Consider the following 15,826-nt stretch of genomic DNA (forward strand, 5'->3'; position numbering starts at 1 on the left):
CCCCACAGTGGAGGTCGGCTACCTCATACCGGCTCAACCGGTCGAGCCAGCTTCCATTTCCCATCACGGCGGACAACCAAACCGCCGAGCTCGAGTACCGCCAGCGGACCGAGCACCTGCGTCGCGGGCACACCGGCGGCCACCGCGATCTCGTCGACCGTGCGAGCGGCGCGGGCCGGGAACGCGTCGTAGACACGCTTCTCCGTATCGTCCAGTCCGTCCAGCGCGGATGTCGGGCGCTCCTCGTCGGGGGCGAGTTCGCCGACGCGCCCGATCAGTTCGACGATGTCTTCGACGCGGGTGACCAGGTGTGCGTTGGCGCGCAGCAGGGCATGGCATCCCACCGACACCGACGACGTCACCGGGCCGGGCACCGCACACACCGCGCGGCCGAGCGCACGGGCCCAGGCCGCGGTGTTGGCCGCGCCGCTGCGCGCGCCGGCCTCGACGACGACGGTGGCGCCCGCGAGGCCGGCGACCAACCGGTTGCGGGTCAGAAAGCGGTGCCGCGCCGGCCGCACGCCAGGTGGATACTCGCTGACCACCAGGCCCTGCTCGCGGATCCGTCGCAACATCGCGGCATGCCCGGATGGATACGGCACGTCGACACCGCCTGCGAGTACCGCGACCGTCACTCCGTCGGCCGCCAGTGCGGCACGGTGTGCGGCGCCGTCGATTCCGAAGGCTCCGCCCGATACGACCGCGGCATCCCGAGCGGCCAGACCCGCGGCGAAATCGGCCGCGACGTAGTCGCCGTAGGCGGTCGCGGCGCGGGTACCGACGATCGCGGCGGCGCGGTAGGACACCTCGTCGAGGCGCGCAGGCCCGACAGCCCACAGCACCATCGGTTCGTGCGCCTGGGCGCGCAGCCGGTCGTCCGCCCCGCGGAATGCGGTGAACGCCAACAACGGCCATTCGGCGTCGTCGGCGGTGATCAGCCGTCCCCCCATACGATTCAACACATCTAAATCGTCTGCTGCACAGTCGATCTGGCGCCGCGCGTCGACCCTTCGAGCCAAAGCGTCATCTTCGGCCTTCCCGGTGCGGACACGATCGGCCGCCTCGACGGGGCCGACCCGCCGCACCAGTGCGAGCAACTCCGGACAAGGCGGCTCGGCGACCCGTGACAGGTACGCCCACGCCCGTGAGATCTCATCACTCATCGCGCACCGCCGTTCTGCCGGAAGCTCAGTGCGGTGTTGACGTCCCCCAGCACCGGCGACGTTCGGCCAGCCAGGTCACTCAGAGTCCACGCGACCCTCAAACAGCGGTCCGCACCACGCATGCTGATCTGCCGCCGGTCCAGCGCACTGCTGAGCGGTTGCATCACCTTCGCGGGCAGCCGGAACTCCTTGCGTAACAATGGTCCGCGCACCTCGGCATTCGTGCGGATACCGTATGGCCGCCAACGCTCCGCCGCAGCCGCGCGGGCCTCGGCCACGCGGGCACACACCACCGCGGTGGATTCGCCCTCCTGCAGGTTGAACGCACCGGCGCGCTCCGCGTGCATCTCGACGACAAGGTCCACCCGATCCAGCAGCGGACCCGACAACTTGCCCAGATACCGCCGCTTCACGTGTCCCGGACAGATGCAGTCTCGCGGGTCGGCAGGCGCGCACGGACAGGGGTTGGCGGCCAGCACCAACTGAAACCGTGCCGGATAGCGCGCGACGCCATCGCGGCGAGCCAGCCGAATCTCACCGTCTTCCAACGGAGTTCGCAACGCCTCCATGACGCTGACGCCGATCTCCGCGCATTCGTCGAGGAACAGCACCCCGCGATGGGCACGGCTGACCGCTCCTGGCCGGGCCATCCCGCTGCCGCCGCCCACGATCGCCGCAACGCTGGAGGTGTGGTGCGGCGCCACGAACGGTGGCCGCGTGATCAACGGCGTACTGCTCGACAGCAGGCCCGCCACCGAATGGATGGCCGTAACCTCGAGCGCCTCACTCTCGCTGAGTGCAGGCAACAATCCCGGAAGCCGCTGCGCCAGCATCGTTTTACCGACACCTGGCGGACCTGTCAGCATCAAATGGTGCGCACCTGCGGCTGCGACCTCGACCGCGTATCGGGCCTGCGTCTGACCAACCACGTCGGCCAGGTCCGCCGAAGGAGACGGGGCAGGGGACGACGTGGCGACCGACTCCTCGAGTTGCGCCTTCCCCGTGATCCAGTCCCGAAGTTGGCGCAGCGTCCGCACGCCTCTGACGTCAACGCCGTCCACCAGGGCGGCTTCGGCGAGATTGTCTACGGGGACTACGACGGTCGGCCATCCCGCGCGCTTGGCCGCGAGCACGGCAGGCAACACCCCTTTGACCGGCCGCACCCGGCCGTCGAGCGCCAACTCACCGAGCAGAACCGTCTTCTCCAGCCGCGGCCATTCCGCCTTGCTCTGCGCGACCATCACGGCGAGCGCCAGGGCAATGTCGAATACCGAACCCATCTTCGGCAACGTGGCCGGTGACAATGCCAACGTCAGCCGCGCCTGAGGCCAGTCGTTGCAGCAGTTGGTGATCGCTGCGCGCACTCGGTTCCGCGACTCTTGCAGCGCGGCGTCGGGCAACCCCACCAGATACACGCCGGGCAACCCCGAAGTGATATCGGCCTCGATCTCCACGATGTGCCCGTCGAGGCCGTGAACGGCCACCGAGAACGCTCGCCCCAGCGCCATCAGCCGACACCTCGCAGATGGGTGATCTCGGGGATGGGCCGCCGTCCGATCCGCACGCCGACGACGTCGATGCGCACCGCGGACCATTTGGCGTCCTGCCTGGCCAACCACAGCCCGGCCAGCCGTCGCAGCCGGCGCACCTTCTCCGGGGTGACGGCCTGTTCGACTCCTCCGAACCGGTCGCTGGTGCGGGTCTTCACCTCGACGAACACCGCGATGCGGGCAGCGTCGTCGGCCGCGATGATGTCGAGTTCGCCATAGCGGCAGCGCCAGTTCCGCGTCAGCACCCGCAGCCCCAACGACTGCAGATGCTCAACAGCCAATCGTTCGCCGAGTGCGCCGATTTCGGCGCGGGTCCATGAGGCGCGGGGTCCCCCGGCCGTGGTCCCGGAGGTCGTCGCGGATGTCTTCCCAGATGTCATGAGCACACCGTGCGAGGCAGCCCCGACAACCCGCGGCAGTCAGGGCCCGCGCATCCCCGACCTATCCCCAACCGCCAACTCATCCACAGCCGCAAAGTTTCGCCACCGTCAACCATGGGGTACACGACGGCATGGCCGACAAGACTCTGCACGGCGTAGCGGACCGTGCGACCGACAGCGATGCGTTCGAATACACCGCTCGCGCAGGCTTCGCCGTCAGCGGAGTGCTGCACCTGCTGGTCGGATACATCGTCCTCCGCATTGCCTTCGGGTCCGGCGGTAACGCCGACCAGTCCGGCGCCTTGGCGACCTTGGCCGGTCAGACCGGAGGCGCGGTGATCCTGTGGGTGGCCGCGATCGGCCTTGTCGCGCTTGGCCTCTGGCGAGTCGCCGAGGCGATCGTCGGATCCAAGCCCGGCGAGGGCTCAGGGCCCAACCGGGACGACACACCTGCATGGAAGCGTGCCAAGTCGCTCGGGCTGGCGATCGTCAACTTCGCCATCGCCTTGTCCGCCGCCCGCTTCGCCATGGGAAGCGGTCAGCAGAGCAGCCAGCAGAACGCCGGTCTCAGCGCGCAATTGATGCAATCCGGCTGGGGAAAGTCCCTCTTGGTCGCGGTGGGACTCGGCCTGATCGGCGTGGGCGGCTACCACGTCTATAAGGGCGTGTCCAAGAAGTTCATCAAGGATCTCCGCGTCGACGGCGGCGCCGGCATCACCGCCGTCGGCATCAGTGGCTACGCGGCCAAGGGGCTGGTGCTCGCCGGCGCGGGCCTACTGGTGATCGTCGCAACCCTGCAGGCCGATCCATCGAAGGCGGCCGGACTCGACGCCGCGGTAAAGACCCTCGGCCAGGCTCCATTCGGCAAGTTTCTACTGATCCTCGCGGCTCTGGGTATCGCCGCGTTCGGCGCCTACAGCTTTGTTCGCGCCCGCTTCGGACGCATGTGAGCCATAGGCACGCGCGATATCTGGGCTGTCGAGCCAGCCCGCGTACGTCGGCCCGGCCGGCCAGCCCTCGGGTGAGTCCTGCCACTCCTCCTGACGCCCCCACGGCAGGATGTCGATCAACCCGAACGTGTACCCGAGTTGTTCGCTCCCCCGGCCGTTCGTATGCCATGTCCGGTAGACCGCGTCCCCGTCGCGCAGGAAGACGTTGATCCCGAAGCCCTCGTTGGGCCCGGCGTCGACGTCGGCGCCGAACGAACTGTCGGCAGAGGAATACCACTCCATCTGATTGCCCACCTTCGAGCGATAGGCCAGCGCCTCATCGATGGGACCGTTTGTGACGATCACGAACCGGGCGTCGTAGCTGGCGAGGAACTCGAGCCGGGTGAACTGCGAGGTGAAACCAGTGCAGCCACCGCACTGCCACTCCGCACCGTTCTCCCACATGTGGTGGTAGACGATGAGCTGGGATCGACCGTCGAAGATGTCGACGAGCCGGATCGGACCGTTCGCACCGGTCAGCGTGTAGTCGTCCATCTTCACCATCGGCAGCCGCCTGCGCGCCGCCGCGATCGCGTCGAGTTCCCGGGTCGCCGCCTTCTCCCTCTTCCTCAGCTCGGCGAGCTCAGCGCGCCACGTATGAATGTCGACCACCGGCGGTTTACCCGCTGTCGTCGCCTGAGTAGTCGCCGCCTGAGTAGTCATGCCTGTCCCTTCGATGTACCGGATGTTCTCAATGGATCGACTCGCGCCGCCACCGAAACTCATCGGCCACCGAACGACGGCGCGGCGTCAGACCTGCATCGCCTCGAAAAGCGTCGCGAATTGGCCCGGTGTGATCGCGATGCCGCACTGGTTACGCAGGTCCTGAAGCGGTCCCGCGATCCTCCTGAGGTCCAGGAACTCGCCGGGGTTGGCCGTGAAGTAGCCTCGCACGTTGTTGCGCGCCACGTCCGGCGGCTGCGTGGCCGCCGCGGTCAACACGTCGTTGGCGCCGGGGTGCCCGCTGAGGTAGCCACCGGCCTCCGCGAGCACGCCGCCGGCCACGCTGGCGAGCCCGCTGGCGGTGCAGTCGGCTGCGCTGGCATTAGGCGCGGCGATGACCGCGGACGCCCCGAGCGCCGCGACGGCGATCGTGGTCATGACTCGACGTCTGGGGTGGGCTGACTTCATCATTGGGTGTCCTCTGGTCGACGGATGAGGGCTAACGTACCCGCCCCATCGCGGGCGGACACGCCGCAGCGTTTCAGCACAGCAATCACGTCGGGACCCGACCGGAACCGCGTGGTCACAGGGTATGTTCATTAGGTAACCCTCAGCTAATAGCGCCGGGCCGGCGCGGGAAGGACCACCTGGATGCGCCCTCGTTGGAGCCGGTTCGCTGCACTCTTGTCAACTGCTGCCGTGGTCCTCGCCGCGACGTCTTGCTCGAGTTCCAACGAGAGCGATGAGCTACTGATCTACAACGCCCAGCACGAGTCGCTGACCAAAGAGTGGATCGAGGCGTTCACCGAAGAGACGGGCATCAAGGTCACGTACCGCCAAGGTGGCGACACCGAACTGGGCAACCAGCTGGTCGCCGAGGGCGCCGAGTCTCCCGCCGATGTCTTCTTGACCGAGAACTCCCCTGCCATGGCCGCCGTCGAGAAGGCGGGGCTGTTCGCCGATCTCGATTCCGCCACCCTCGATCAGGTTCCTGCGCAGTACCGCCCGGCCACCGGCAAGTGGACCGGCGTCGCGGCGCGTAGCACCGTCTTCGTTTACAACACCTCCAAGCTGCAGCCTGACCAACTGCCGAAGTCGCTGCTGGACCTGCAGCTGCCGGAGTGGAAGGGCCGCTGGGGCGCCCCACCGACGAAGGCCGACTTCCAGGCCATCGTCGCGGCGCTGCTGCAGCTCAAGGGTGAAGCCGAAACCTCGAAATGGCTCGCGGCGATGAAGTCCGGCGCGACGCTCTACAGCGACAACATCGCCACGCTGAAGGCCGTCAACGCGGGCGAGGTCGACGGCGGGGTGATCTACCACTACTACTGGTTCCGCGATCAGTCGAAAACCAAAGAGATGAGCGCGAATACGGCGCTGCACTACTTCAAGAACGAGGATCCGGGCGCATTCGTCAGCCTGTCCGGCGGCGGCGTGCTCGAGTCGAGCAAGAAGAAGGATCAGGCCCAGCAGTTCATCCGGTTCATCACCGGCAAGAAGGGCCAGGAGGTGCTGGAGAAGGGCACGTCGTTCGAATACCCCGTCGCCAGCGGGGTGCCCGCCAATCCCGCGCTGCCGCCGTTGGACTCGCTGCAGGCACCCGCGGTCGACCCGTCGATGCTGAACTCTCAGCTGGTGACGGATCTGATGACGAAGGCGGGCTTGCTGTAGGTGACTGCTGCTCCCCCCGTCCCGGCGCCCGCGGTTGAAACCTCGCGGTCGGAAGCGACCGCGAGGCCGGGTCCACTGGTTTCGGCGACGGTTGCGATTCTCGTTGCCGCCACCTGCATTCCACTCGGTTACGTGGTGTGGGGCACGGTGTCTGTCGGGTGGACGCGCGCCTACGAGTTGGTCGTCCGGCCGCGAGTCGGCGAACTGCTGATCAACACCGTCGCGCTCGTCTTCGTCACGGTGCCGCTGTGCGTACTGATCGGTGTCGGTGTCGCCTGGCTGACCGAACGAACCGACCTCCCGGGTCGAGGGTTCTGGCGTCCGTTGTTCGTTGCGCCACTGGCGGTCCCAGCGTTCGTCAACAGCTACGCGTGGGTCGGTGTGATCCCGTCGATCCACGGACTGTGGGCGGGAGTCCTGATCACCACCTTGTCGTACTTCCCGTTCATGTATCTACCCGTGGCGGCCACCCTGCGCCGGCTCGATCCCGCCGTCGAGGAATCCGCGCGTGCGCTCGGTTCGGATTCGGTGGGTGTGTTCTTCCGCGTGGTCCTGCCACAGCTGCGGCTGGCAATCCTGGGCGGCGCACTGCTGGTCTCGCTGCATCTGCTCGCGGAATTCGGGGCGTTCGCGATGATCCGCTTCGACACCTTCACCGTCGCCATCTTCCAGCAGTTCCAGGTCACGTTCGACGGTGCGGCGGGGAGCATGCTCGCCGGCGTGCTGGTTCTGCTGTGTCTGGTGCTGCTCACCGTCGAAGCGACCGCCCGCGGCAAGATCCGGTTCGCCAGAATCGGCTCGGGCGCGCCACGCACTGCGACGCCGAACCACCTGGGCCGCAGCACAATCCCCGCGCTGACCGCGCTGACCTCCCTCGCGGTCCTGGCGCTCGGCGTTCCGGTGTGGACGCTGCTGCGCTGGCTGTGGATCGGCGGGGTCGACGTGTGGGACTTCTCCGCACTCGGCAACTCGCTCGCCCAGACGATCGGGTTGGCGAGCGCGGCCGCAGTCATCACGACTGTGCTGGCCTTCCCTGTCGCATGGGTCGCGGTGCGATCCAGCGGCGTGCTGGCCCGCGCCGTCGAGGGCGCCAACTACGTCACCAGCTCTCTGCCGGGCATCGTCACCGCGCTCGCGCTGGTGACGGTCGCCATCCACTACGCGCGACCGCTCTACCAAAGTGTTCCGCTGATCGTGTTCGCCTACGTCCTGTTGTTCATGCCGCGTGCGTTGGTCAACGTGCGAGCCGGTTTGGCCCAGGTGCCGCCGAGCCTGGAGGAAGCCTCCCGGTCGCTGGGCGCGTCGCCGACAGAGACGTTCCTCCGTGTGACGCTGCGCCTCACCGCACCCGCCGCCGCGGCGGGGGCCTCCCTGGTATTCGTCGCCGTGGCAACCGAATTGACCGCAACCCTGCTGCTCGCACCGACCGGTACCCGAACGTTGTCGATGATGTTCTGGTCGTGGAGCAGCGAACTCGACTACGCCGCAGCCGCGCCGTACGCACTGGTGCTGGTGCTGTTGGCCATACCCGTGACCGTTCTGCTGTTCCGCCAGTCGATGAAGGTGGCCGCTCTGTGACCGAACCAATGGTCGACGTCCGAGGACTCGCGAAGTCGTTCAACGGCCATGTCGTGCTGGATCACATCGACCTGCGACTGGAACGGGGCACCACGACCGCGGTCGTCGGTGCGTCGGGTTGCGGAAAGACCACGCTGCTGCGTCTGATCGCGGGCTTCGAGACCCCCGACGAAGGAACCGTCACCATCGACGGCAGGCAGGTCGCCGGTGCGGGACGCGCCGTGGCACCGCACCTGCGCAGCGTCGGCTACGTCGCACAGGACGGCGCGTTGTTCCCGCATCTGACCGTCGGGCAGAACATCGCCTACGGCATTCGCGGCGAAAGTCGCGACAAGGTGCGCCGCCGCGTCGACGAACTGCTCGAAACCGTCTCTCTCGATCGATCATTCGCCGCACGCCGGCCGCACCAGCTCTCGGGCGGCCAGCAACAGCGCGTCGCCCTCGCCCGTGCGCTGGCCCGACAGCCGGTGCTGATGCTGCTCGACGAGCCGTTCAGTGCGCTGGACACCGGTCTACGCGCGTCCACCAGAAAGGTGGTCGCCGGGTTGCTCGCCGAAGCCGGCGTCACCTCACTGCTGGTGACCCACGACCAGGAGGAGGCGCTGTCGATCGCCGACCAGGTGGCGGTGATGCGTGACGGCCGGTTCACTCAGGTCGGCTCACCGCAGCTGGTGTACCGGCAGCCGAACGACCGCTTCACCGCCGAGTTCCTCGGCGACAGCATCACGCTGCCGTGCGTCGTCGAGTCCGGAATGGCCGAGTGCGCGATCGGACGGGTGGCGGTGCGTGCCGAAGACGGTCCGGGCACGCTGCTGTTGCGACCCGAACAACTTGTGGCGAAGGCTGTTTCGGACAGCGAGCAGCTCGACGGCGTCGGCAGGGTCATGGCCGTCGAATTCCTCGGCCACGACGTCCTGTTGACCATCGATCCCGCGGGCGACGTCGAACCGATTGTCGTGCGCCAGGCCAGCCTTGATCCCCCGCGTATCGACGCGAAGGTGCGTATCGAGGTGGTGGGCACCGGAGTCGTCTTCACATGAGCACGCTCGTCGACCACCTGCGCGGCCACGGTGAACGCATCGCGGTGCTCACCGACACCGCGCAACTGACGTACCTTCAGCTCGCAGAGCGCGTTGCGGAGGCGGCCGGTGTGCTCCGCGGTGCGCGTCGCCTCGTACTTCTCGAAACCCGCAATGACATACCGACGTTGGTGCATTATCTGGGCGCGCTGGCGGCCGGCCATGTCGTGTTACCGGTCGATGCGCGTCGTGATCACGCCGCCATCGACGCGACGTACTCTCCCGACATCGTCATCGACGACCACGGTATCCATCACCGCAATCATGACCAGCGTCCACTGCACGACGATCTCGCGCTGCTGCTGTCCACCTCGGGCACTACGGGCTCACCGAAGTTGGTGCGGCTGTCGAAGCAGAATCTCGTCGCCAACGCCACCGTCATCGCCGAATACCTCGGTATCCGCGAAACCGACAGGGCGGCAACGACGCTGCCGATGTCGTACTGCTACGGCCTGTCGGTGATTCACAGCCACCTGCTCGTCGGCGCGAGTCTGATCCTCACCGACCGATCTGTGGTCGACGAGGAGTTCTGGGAGCTTTTCCGCCGACACCGCGGGACCTCGTTCGCGGGCGTGCCCTACACCTTCGAGCTGCTGGAGAGCGTCGGTTTCGACGCTGCTGACCTGCCCCACCTTCGGTACGTGACACAGGCCGGAGGCAGAATGCCGCCCGAGCGGGTGCGCAGATTCGCCGAACTCGCGCGCGACGCGGATTTCGAGCTGTTCGTGATGTATGGCGCTACCGAGGCGACCGCCCGAATGTCCTATCTGCCACCTGAACTCGCGCTGTCCCGACCGAATTCGATCGGCCGCCCGATCCGGGACGGATCATTCACGATCGAACCAGTGGACGATTGGGCCGACGACGACACCGGCGAGCTCGTCTACCGCGGCCCCAACGTGATGATGGGCTACGCACACGGACCAGACGACCTGAAACTCGGAAAGACGGTGGAGACGCTGCGCACCGGCGACATCGCACGACGCGGCCCCGACGGACTGTACGAGATCGTGGGCCGCAACAACCGGTTCGTCAAAATGTACGGCCTGCGTATCGATCTGGGACAGGTCGAGGCCGCGTTGCGCGCCGACGGCATGCCCGCCTTCTGCACCAACGATGACGACCTGATCCTGGTCGCCGCCGCAGGACGGCATGACGACCGCGAAATCCAGCGGACTGCGGCCGAGGCCGCGGGGGTGCCGGCGGGCGCCGTGCGCGCCGTCGCCGTCGACGAACTGCCACTGTTGCCCTCAGGCAAACCGGACTACGAGACCGTGCGCCGGCTCACGCGGAGGACCGAGCAGCTCCAGGCCACGGATCTGCGCGGGTTGTTCGCAGACGTGCTGCAGATCGAGCCCGTCGCAATCGATCCCGATGCGAGCTTCATCGACCTCGGCGGTAACTCTCTGTCGTACGTCATGATGACGGTGCGGCTGGAGCGAGCGATCGGTCAGCTGCCGCCCGAGTGGCAGCGCATGCCCATCCGGGAACTCGAGACCATCTCCAAGCCGCCGCGCCGCGGCTGGCTAGCGACCCTGGAGACCAGTGTCGCGCTTCGCGCGGCGGCGATCGTGCTCATCGTCGGGACCCACGCCGAGCTGTTCGAACTGTGGGGTGGCGCGCATCTGCTGCTGGGAATCGCCGGATACAACTTCGGCCGCTTCTGCCTCACGCCCGCGCCGCGCAACGACCGCGTGCGCCATCTGGGCAACACCATCGCGTGGATCGCGGCGCCGTCGGTGTTGTGGGTCATGATCGCGCTGCTGCTGACCGACCACTACACGTGGACAAATCTGTTGCTGGCCAACAAGTTCCTCGGTCCACACGACAGTATGACCGCGGGCCGACTGTGGTTCGTCGAGGTACTGGTGTGGACGCTGATCCTGCTGACCCTGGTGTTCTGGCTGCCGATGATGGATCGGCTCGAACGCCGCCTCCCCTTCACCGTCGCTGTCGTGTTCCTCGTCATCGGTCTGGCGCTGCGGTACGACATCCTCGGCCTGGACCTGGGGCGCGATGCGTGGTTCACCATGCTGGCGTTCTGGTTCTTCGCAATCGGGTGGGCAGCGTCGAAGGCGACGACGACACTGCAGCGGGTCGCGGTGTCGGTCGTGCTGATCGTCAGCCTGCACGGCTATTTCGGCAACACCCTGCGCGAGCTGATGGTGATGGGCGGTCTGCTGCTGGTCATCTGGTTGCCGACGATCCGGTGCCCATCGGTGTTGACGGTCGCGACCGGCGTGCTGGCGGAGGCGTCGCTGTACACGTATCTGGTCCACTATCAGGTCTATGCGTTGTTCGACGGCCATCCCGCGCTCGGCGTACTCGCATCCCTGGCCGTGGGTGTGCTGCTGACGTATTTGGTGACGGTGCTGCGCCGACGGCTTCGCGGACGGTTCGGTTCGCTCAGCTCCGATGCGTCGCGCCGCGGCACGGCAGTCAGCCAGACCTGACACCTCCTGGTGCCGCTCAGTCGCGTTCGGCGATGAGACCTTCCTGCGCCAGTGTCGCAGCGATGACTCCGTCGGCACGGATCAGGCTGCCTGTGACGACGCCACGTCCTCGCGCGGCGGCCGGTGAGGTTGTCTCCAGCAGGTTCCACTCGTCGGCGCGCACAGGACGGTGAAACCAGATCGACGAGTCCGTGGTGCCACTGCGGTGCGTACGCGCTCTCATCGAGTGGCCGTGCACCTGCAGCGCAGGATCGATCATGTACACGTCGGTGACGTACGTCGCGACCAGGGTGTGCATCAGCGGGTCGTCAGGAAGCGCAGCCGTTGTCCGCCACCAGAATCGGCGGACGAAGTCCTGCCCTGTCTCTTCATCGGCGATCCTGATGTCCAGTTCGTCCAGCGGCATCGACGGCGCCGGACCCGCCGGGCCGGTCCGCGCAAGGCCGTCAGGGTCATGCGGCATCACCGAGCGTGAGCCGTGCTCAGGGCCCGGCAGCTCGACGGCGAACGACACCGTCGCCGTGGTCAACAGCCGATCGCCCTGCCTGGCGTCGACCCGGCGTGCTGCTGCGGTCCGGCCGTCGAAAACCTTTGTCACCGTGTACTCGACGGGATCGCCGGCTTCGCCGCCGCGCAGGAACTGCAGGTGCATGTTGGTGGGCATGCGGTCGGCGTCGACGGTCCGGCACGCCGCGGCCAGGCTCTGCGCGGTGAACTGACCACCGTACGAACGCTTTCCCTCCGGGCCACTCGCCGCGCCGATCCAGGTGTCCTCGGCGTCGCCGGGCTGCAGGTCGAGCAGCGCCAGCAGCGTGCTCATTTCACGGTGCCCGCGTCGGTCAGGTGTGCAATGTCGGCCTGGCTCAACCCGAGCCACTCCTCGAGCACCGCCACGGTGTCGTCACCCAGTGCCGGTGCGGCCACGGCAGGCGGATAGACGCCGCCGATCGCCATGGGCAGTCCCGGTGCCAGGTACTCACCGATGCGCGGCTGGTCGAGCGGGGTGAACAAAGCATTGGCTGTCACCCGCTCGCCGCGCGCCGCCTCGGCGAATGTACGGTACCGCTCCCACAGGACGGAGCTCGCCGATAAGGCGTCGGTGATCTCCTCCGCGGTGTGCTGCGAGAACCACTCGTTGAAGAGCCCGAACAACGCATCGCGATGCTCGTATCGATGTCCCTCGTCGGTGAAGTCTGCACCGAGCGTCTCTGCAAGCGCGGCAACGGCTTTGGCCGTCCCAGTGATCTCGGTCAGATCGCGGAAATGCCTGCCCGTGAGTGCGACGATCATAAAGGCGGCGCCGTCGCTGCTGGTGAAGTCCTGCCCGTACTGGCCGTACACCGAGTTGCCGATGCGTTGACGTTCGGTGCCGTTGATCATCGCCTCGGTGAAGAAGCTGAGATTGCCTGCCGTCGCGAGCGCGACGTTCTCGAGCGGAATGCTGATCCGCTGCCCCTGCCCCGTCGCATCGCGGTGCCGCAGCGCGGTTGTGACGGCCAGCGCCGTGTAGATCCCACAGGTGACATCCCATGCGGGCAGTACGTGATTGACCGGGGTGGCGAGTTCCGGCGGACCGGTCACCAACGGAAAGCCGATCGACGCGTTGACCGTGTAGTCGACGCCCGTGCCGCCGTCCGCTCGGCCGGACACCTCGACGTGGATCAGGTCCGGGCGCCGCTGCGTGAGGGTCTCGTAGGAGTGCCATTGCCGCCCTGCGACATTGGTGATCAGCACGCCGCTGTCCGCGATCAGTCGCTGCACCAGCTCCTGACCCTCGGGCGAGCGCATATCGGCGGCGACCGAGCGTTTGCCCTTGTTGAGCCCCGCCCAGTAGATGCTCTCGCCGTCGGCGGTCAGCGGCCAGCGGTGGTAGTCCGCCGCTCCGCCGATCGGATCGACACGAATCACCTCAGCGCCGAGCTGGGCCAGCGTCATCCCGGCCAGCGGCACCGCGACGAAACTGGAGATCTCGACGATGCGCACTCCGGCCAGCGGCCGGGTCGGGTCCGAATTCACCCGGTCAAGTTATCAAGGGCCGACGCACACCCCGCGAGACTGTTCCCAGATCGCGATTTGACGTCGAATCGCGATCTGGCTGCAGTCTCGGCGCAGCTGGGGGGAGAGACCCATCAGGAGCGCACCAGTTTTATCGCGGCCGCCTCGACCGTCTCCTCCGACAGCAGGACCTGCAGTGCTGCGTCGCCGAGCGGGATGAAGCTGTCCTTGCTCGCGACGCGATCGAGCCGCCCCGCAAAACCGTGCTTCACCAGCGTGGCCAGCACACCCTCGCCCACGCCGCCGGTCTCGCGCGTCTCGTCGACGATGAGCACCCGCCCGCTGACCTCGGCCTCCCGCAGCATGTCCTCGACCGGCAGCGGCGCCAACCACCTCAGGTCGACGACGCGCACATCGATGTGAAGCGACGCCAGCCTGCGCGCGACCCGCAGGCTCATTCGAAGGCCGTTGCCGAACGTCAGGATCGTCAGATCGGTGCCCTCGCCGTACGTCCGCGCCCGCCCCACCGCGATGCCCGACTCTGGGTACGGTGCGAGCCAACCGCCGTCGTTGTCGTCGTGCAGATCCCGCGTGTGGTAGAGCGCGATCGGCTCCAGGAAGATGCACACCGCGCCCGCGTCTCGCGCCGCGGCAACGCACGTGTGCAGCATTCCAGCGGCGTCATCCGGACGCGCGGGCGATGCGATGACGACGCCGGGGATGTCGCGCATCGCCGCGATGGAGTTGTCGTTGTGAAAGTGGCCGCCGAAGCCCTTCTGGTACCCGTAGGCGGCCACCCGGACGACCATCGGGTTGCGGTACTGCCGGTTGGAGAAGAACTGCAGTGTCGCCGCCTCGCCGCGGATCTGGTCGGCCGCGTTGTGGAAGTAAGCGAGATACTGGATTTCAGGAATCGGCAGCAGTCCCGACACGCCGGCCCCGAGTGCCAACCCCAGGATCGACTGTTCATCGAGCAACGTGTCGAACACCCGCGCCGAACTGGTCGCCGCCTGCAGTCCACGCGTCACGCCGTACACGCCACCCTTGCGGGCGACGTCCTCTCCGAAGATCATCGCCTCTGGATACCGGTCCAGAATGTCGTGCAGCGCACGGTTGATCGCGGCCGCGAGGGTGATCGGCGCATCCGCGTCGCCGGCCCTGACAGAGGCGACCAGTGATACGGGAGCGGCCGCCACCACTTCATCGTGCGCGGTTCGCAGCGGCTCCATCACCGCTTGGGCGCTGTCCAATTGAGGCAGTCCGCTGACCTCATCGGCCATCTCGATGACCTTGGCGCGCATCGCTTCATAGCGCTCCAGAGCTGCCCCAGGTGTCAACACACCGCGCTCGATCAACAGTTGCGCGGTGCACACCACCGGATCGCGGCCGTAGGACGCGGCGATCTCCTCGGCACTGCGATACGCCGGCTCGTAGTCCGATCCGGCGTGGCCCATCAGCCGTACCGTCCGCAGATGTAGGAACGCAGGACGCCGACGGGTCCTTACCCACTCGGCAGCCGCGGTCGCCGCATCGAAGCTCGCAGCGACGTCCGATCCGTCGGCCGAGAAATACGCCAAACCGTCACGGCTGCCGAACATCTGCTCGATCCAGCCACGGGGTGTGGGCACACTGATGCCTATCCCGTTGTCCTCACAGACGAACAGCAGCGGCATCGGCACGCCCTGATACGCGGCGTGCAGTGCGGCGTTGACCGCGCCGACAGCGGTGGAATGGTTCGCCGACGCGTCGCCGAAGCTGCACACCGTGATCGCGTCCTCCGGCCATGCGCATGTCACCCCGAGCTTCTTGGCGCGGGCTATGGAGAACGCGACACCGAGCGCCCTCGGAAGGTGCGACGCGATGGTCGACGTCTGCGGAATGACGTGCAGGTCATGGCGTCCGAACACTTTGTGGCGTCCACCCGCGATCGGTTCATCGGTCGCCGCGACCAATCCGAGCAGCACATCCCTCAGCCCGTCGAGACCGGCGCGCGCCAGAAAGAATGCTCCGGACCGATAGTGCAGCAGCGCGGGATCGGTTGGCCGTAACGCCGCCGCCACCGCGGAATTGCCTTCGTGGCCGGACGATCCGATGGTGTAGTAGCCCTTGCCCTGCGCTCGCAGGTATCGTGCGGCGAGATCGAGATGACGACTGCCCAGCGCGGCGTCGAACAGCGCCAGGCTTGCGCGCACCGTCAGCGACGACCCGTCCCGGACGGGTAGCTCATCTCCCGGCCGCTCGTGCGCCGACTCGCTCATCCCCGAGATCGTCGCGGTGAAATATTCGTCGATGGGTTCGGCCACGTGTC

13 protein-coding genes are annotated in these 15,826 nt (G+C 67.1%); 5 read left to right on the top strand and 8 right to left on the bottom strand.

Annotation, left to right across the window (positions count from 1 at the left end):
• Positions 1-23: 23 nt before the first annotated feature.
• Genes dprA through H7J93_RS12055 form a run of 3 tightly spaced genes read right to left on the bottom strand, consistent with a single transcriptional unit; the run spans position 24 to position 3,093 of the window.
• Positions 24-1,163 carry a DNA-processing protein DprA gene (gene dprA / locus H7J93_RS12045; RefSeq protein WP_267306513.1) on the bottom strand — a complete coding sequence of 380 codons (1,140 nt, stop codon included), beginning with the start codon at positions 1,161-1,163 and terminating at the stop codon, positions 24-26.
• Positions 1,160-2,671, bottom strand: coding sequence for a YifB family Mg chelatase-like AAA ATPase (locus H7J93_RS12050; protein ID WP_267306514.1), 1,512 nt, complete (start codon positions 2,669-2,671; stop codon positions 1,160-1,162). The genes dprA and H7J93_RS12050 overlap by 4 nt, the downstream gene beginning before the upstream one ends.
• Positions 2,671-3,093: a YraN family protein gene (locus H7J93_RS12055; protein WP_267306515.1), complete on the bottom strand. Its 423-nt coding sequence runs from the start codon at positions 3,091-3,093 to the stop codon at positions 2,671-2,673. Before H7J93_RS12055 ends, H7J93_RS12050 begins: the two co-directional genes overlap by 1 nt.
• A 131-nt stretch (positions 3,094-3,224) precedes the next feature.
• On the opposite strand from H7J93_RS12055, the gene H7J93_RS12060 reads away from it, so the two are divergent.
• Positions 3,225-4,043 (top strand): DUF1206 domain-containing protein, encoded by an 819-nt coding sequence (locus tag H7J93_RS12060; RefSeq protein ID WP_267306516.1) that lies wholly within the window; start codon positions 3,225-3,227, stop codon positions 4,041-4,043.
• Here H7J93_RS12060 and H7J93_RS12065 read toward each other — a convergent pair.
• Together H7J93_RS12065 and H7J93_RS12070 are read right to left on the bottom strand one after the other, a co-directional pair.
• Positions 3,966-4,745: a DUF899 domain-containing protein gene (locus H7J93_RS12065; RefSeq protein WP_267306517.1), complete on the bottom strand. Its 780-nt coding sequence runs from the start codon at positions 4,743-4,745 to the stop codon at positions 3,966-3,968. The two genes, H7J93_RS12060 and H7J93_RS12065, sit on opposite strands and share 78 nt — an antisense overlap.
• Positions 4,746-4,832: 87 nt before the next feature.
• Complete coding sequence (locus H7J93_RS12070; RefSeq protein WP_267306518.1) at positions 4,833-5,183, bottom strand: heme-binding protein; 351 nt, start codon at positions 5,181-5,183, stop codon at positions 4,833-4,835.
• A 213-nt stretch (positions 5,184-5,396) separates the two neighbouring features.
• Here H7J93_RS12070 and H7J93_RS12075 point away from each other — a divergent pair, with 213 nt between their 5' ends.
• Genes H7J93_RS12075 through H7J93_RS12090 form a run of 4 tightly spaced genes read left to right on the top strand, consistent with a single transcriptional unit; the run spans position 5,397 to position 11,523 of the window.
• On the top strand, positions 5,397-6,413 hold the full coding sequence (locus tag H7J93_RS12075) for an iron ABC transporter substrate-binding protein (RefSeq protein WP_267306519.1): 1,017 nt from the start codon (positions 5,397-5,399) through the stop codon (positions 6,411-6,413).
• Complete coding sequence (locus tag H7J93_RS12080) at positions 6,414-7,991, top strand: ABC transporter permease (protein WP_267306520.1); 1,578 nt, start codon at positions 6,414-6,416, stop codon at positions 7,989-7,991.
• Positions 7,988-9,031, top strand: a complete 1,044-nt coding sequence (locus H7J93_RS12085) for an ABC transporter ATP-binding protein (RefSeq protein ID WP_267306521.1) — start codon at positions 7,988-7,990, stop codon at positions 9,029-9,031. The genes H7J93_RS12080 and H7J93_RS12085 overlap by 4 nt, the downstream gene beginning before the upstream one ends.
• Complete coding sequence (locus H7J93_RS12090) at positions 9,028-11,523, top strand: AMP-binding protein (RefSeq protein WP_267306522.1); 2,496 nt, start codon at positions 9,028-9,030, stop codon at positions 11,521-11,523. The genes H7J93_RS12085 and H7J93_RS12090 overlap by 4 nt, the downstream gene beginning before the upstream one ends.
• A 16-nt stretch (positions 11,524-11,539) precedes the next feature.
• Here H7J93_RS12090 and H7J93_RS12095 read toward each other — a convergent pair whose 3' ends face one another.
• The 3 genes from H7J93_RS12095 to H7J93_RS12105 all read right to left on the bottom strand — a co-directional run bounded on the left by H7J93_RS12095 (position 11,540) and on the right by H7J93_RS12105 (position 15,821).
• A complete protein-coding gene (locus H7J93_RS12095; protein WP_267306523.1) occupies positions 11,540-12,343 on the bottom strand; it encodes an acyl-CoA thioesterase in 804 nt (267 codons plus the stop codon).
• A complete protein-coding gene (locus H7J93_RS12100) occupies positions 12,340-13,539 on the bottom strand; it encodes a CoA transferase (RefSeq protein WP_267306524.1) in 1,200 nt (399 codons plus the stop codon). Before H7J93_RS12100 ends, H7J93_RS12095 begins: the two co-directional genes overlap by 4 nt.
• A gap of 113 nt (positions 13,540-13,652) precedes the next feature.
• Positions 13,653-15,821 carry a thiamine pyrophosphate-dependent enzyme gene (locus tag H7J93_RS12105; protein ID WP_372507862.1) on the bottom strand — a complete coding sequence of 723 codons (2,169 nt, stop codon included), beginning with the start codon at positions 15,819-15,821 and terminating at the stop codon, positions 13,653-13,655.
• Positions 15,822-15,826 lie beyond the last annotated feature (5 nt).

The organism is Mycobacterium barrassiae, assembly GCF_025822765.1.
GTDB lineage: Bacteria > Actinomycetota > Actinomycetes > Mycobacteriales > Mycobacteriaceae > Mycobacterium > Mycobacterium barrassiae.

Bases quoted from the DNA above. Each gene is read 5' to 3' on its own strand.
- H7J93_RS12095 (WP_267306523.1), bottom strand. From the start codon at position 12,343: ATGAGCACGCTGCTGGCGCTGCTCGACCTGCAGCCCGGCGACGCCGAG.
- dprA (WP_267306513.1), bottom strand. From the start codon at position 1,163: ATGAGTGATGAGATCTCACGGGCGTGGGCGTACCTGTCACGGGTCGCC.
- H7J93_RS12075 (WP_267306519.1), top strand. From the start codon at position 5,397: ATGCGCCCTCGTTGGAGCCGGTTCGCTGCACTCTTGTCAACTGCTGCC.
- H7J93_RS12050 (WP_267306514.1), bottom strand. From the start codon at position 2,671: ATGGCGCTGGGGCGAGCGTTCTCGGTGGCCGTTCACGGCCTCGACGGG.
- H7J93_RS12065 (WP_267306517.1), bottom strand. From the start codon at position 4,745: ATGACTACTCAGGCGGCGACTACTCAGGCGACGACAGCGGGTAAACCG.
- H7J93_RS12060 (WP_267306516.1), top strand. From the start codon at position 3,225: ATGGCCGACAAGACTCTGCACGGCGTAGCGGACCGTGCGACCGACAGC.
- H7J93_RS12070 (WP_267306518.1), bottom strand. From the start codon at position 5,183: ATGACCACGATCGCCGTCGCGGCGCTCGGGGCGTCCGCGGTCATCGCC.
- H7J93_RS12090 (WP_267306522.1), top strand. From the start codon at position 9,028: ATGAGCACGCTCGTCGACCACCTGCGCGGCCACGGTGAACGCATCGCG.
- H7J93_RS12055 (WP_267306515.1), bottom strand. From the start codon at position 3,093: ATGACATCTGGGAAGACATCCGCGACGACCTCCGGGACCACGGCCGGG.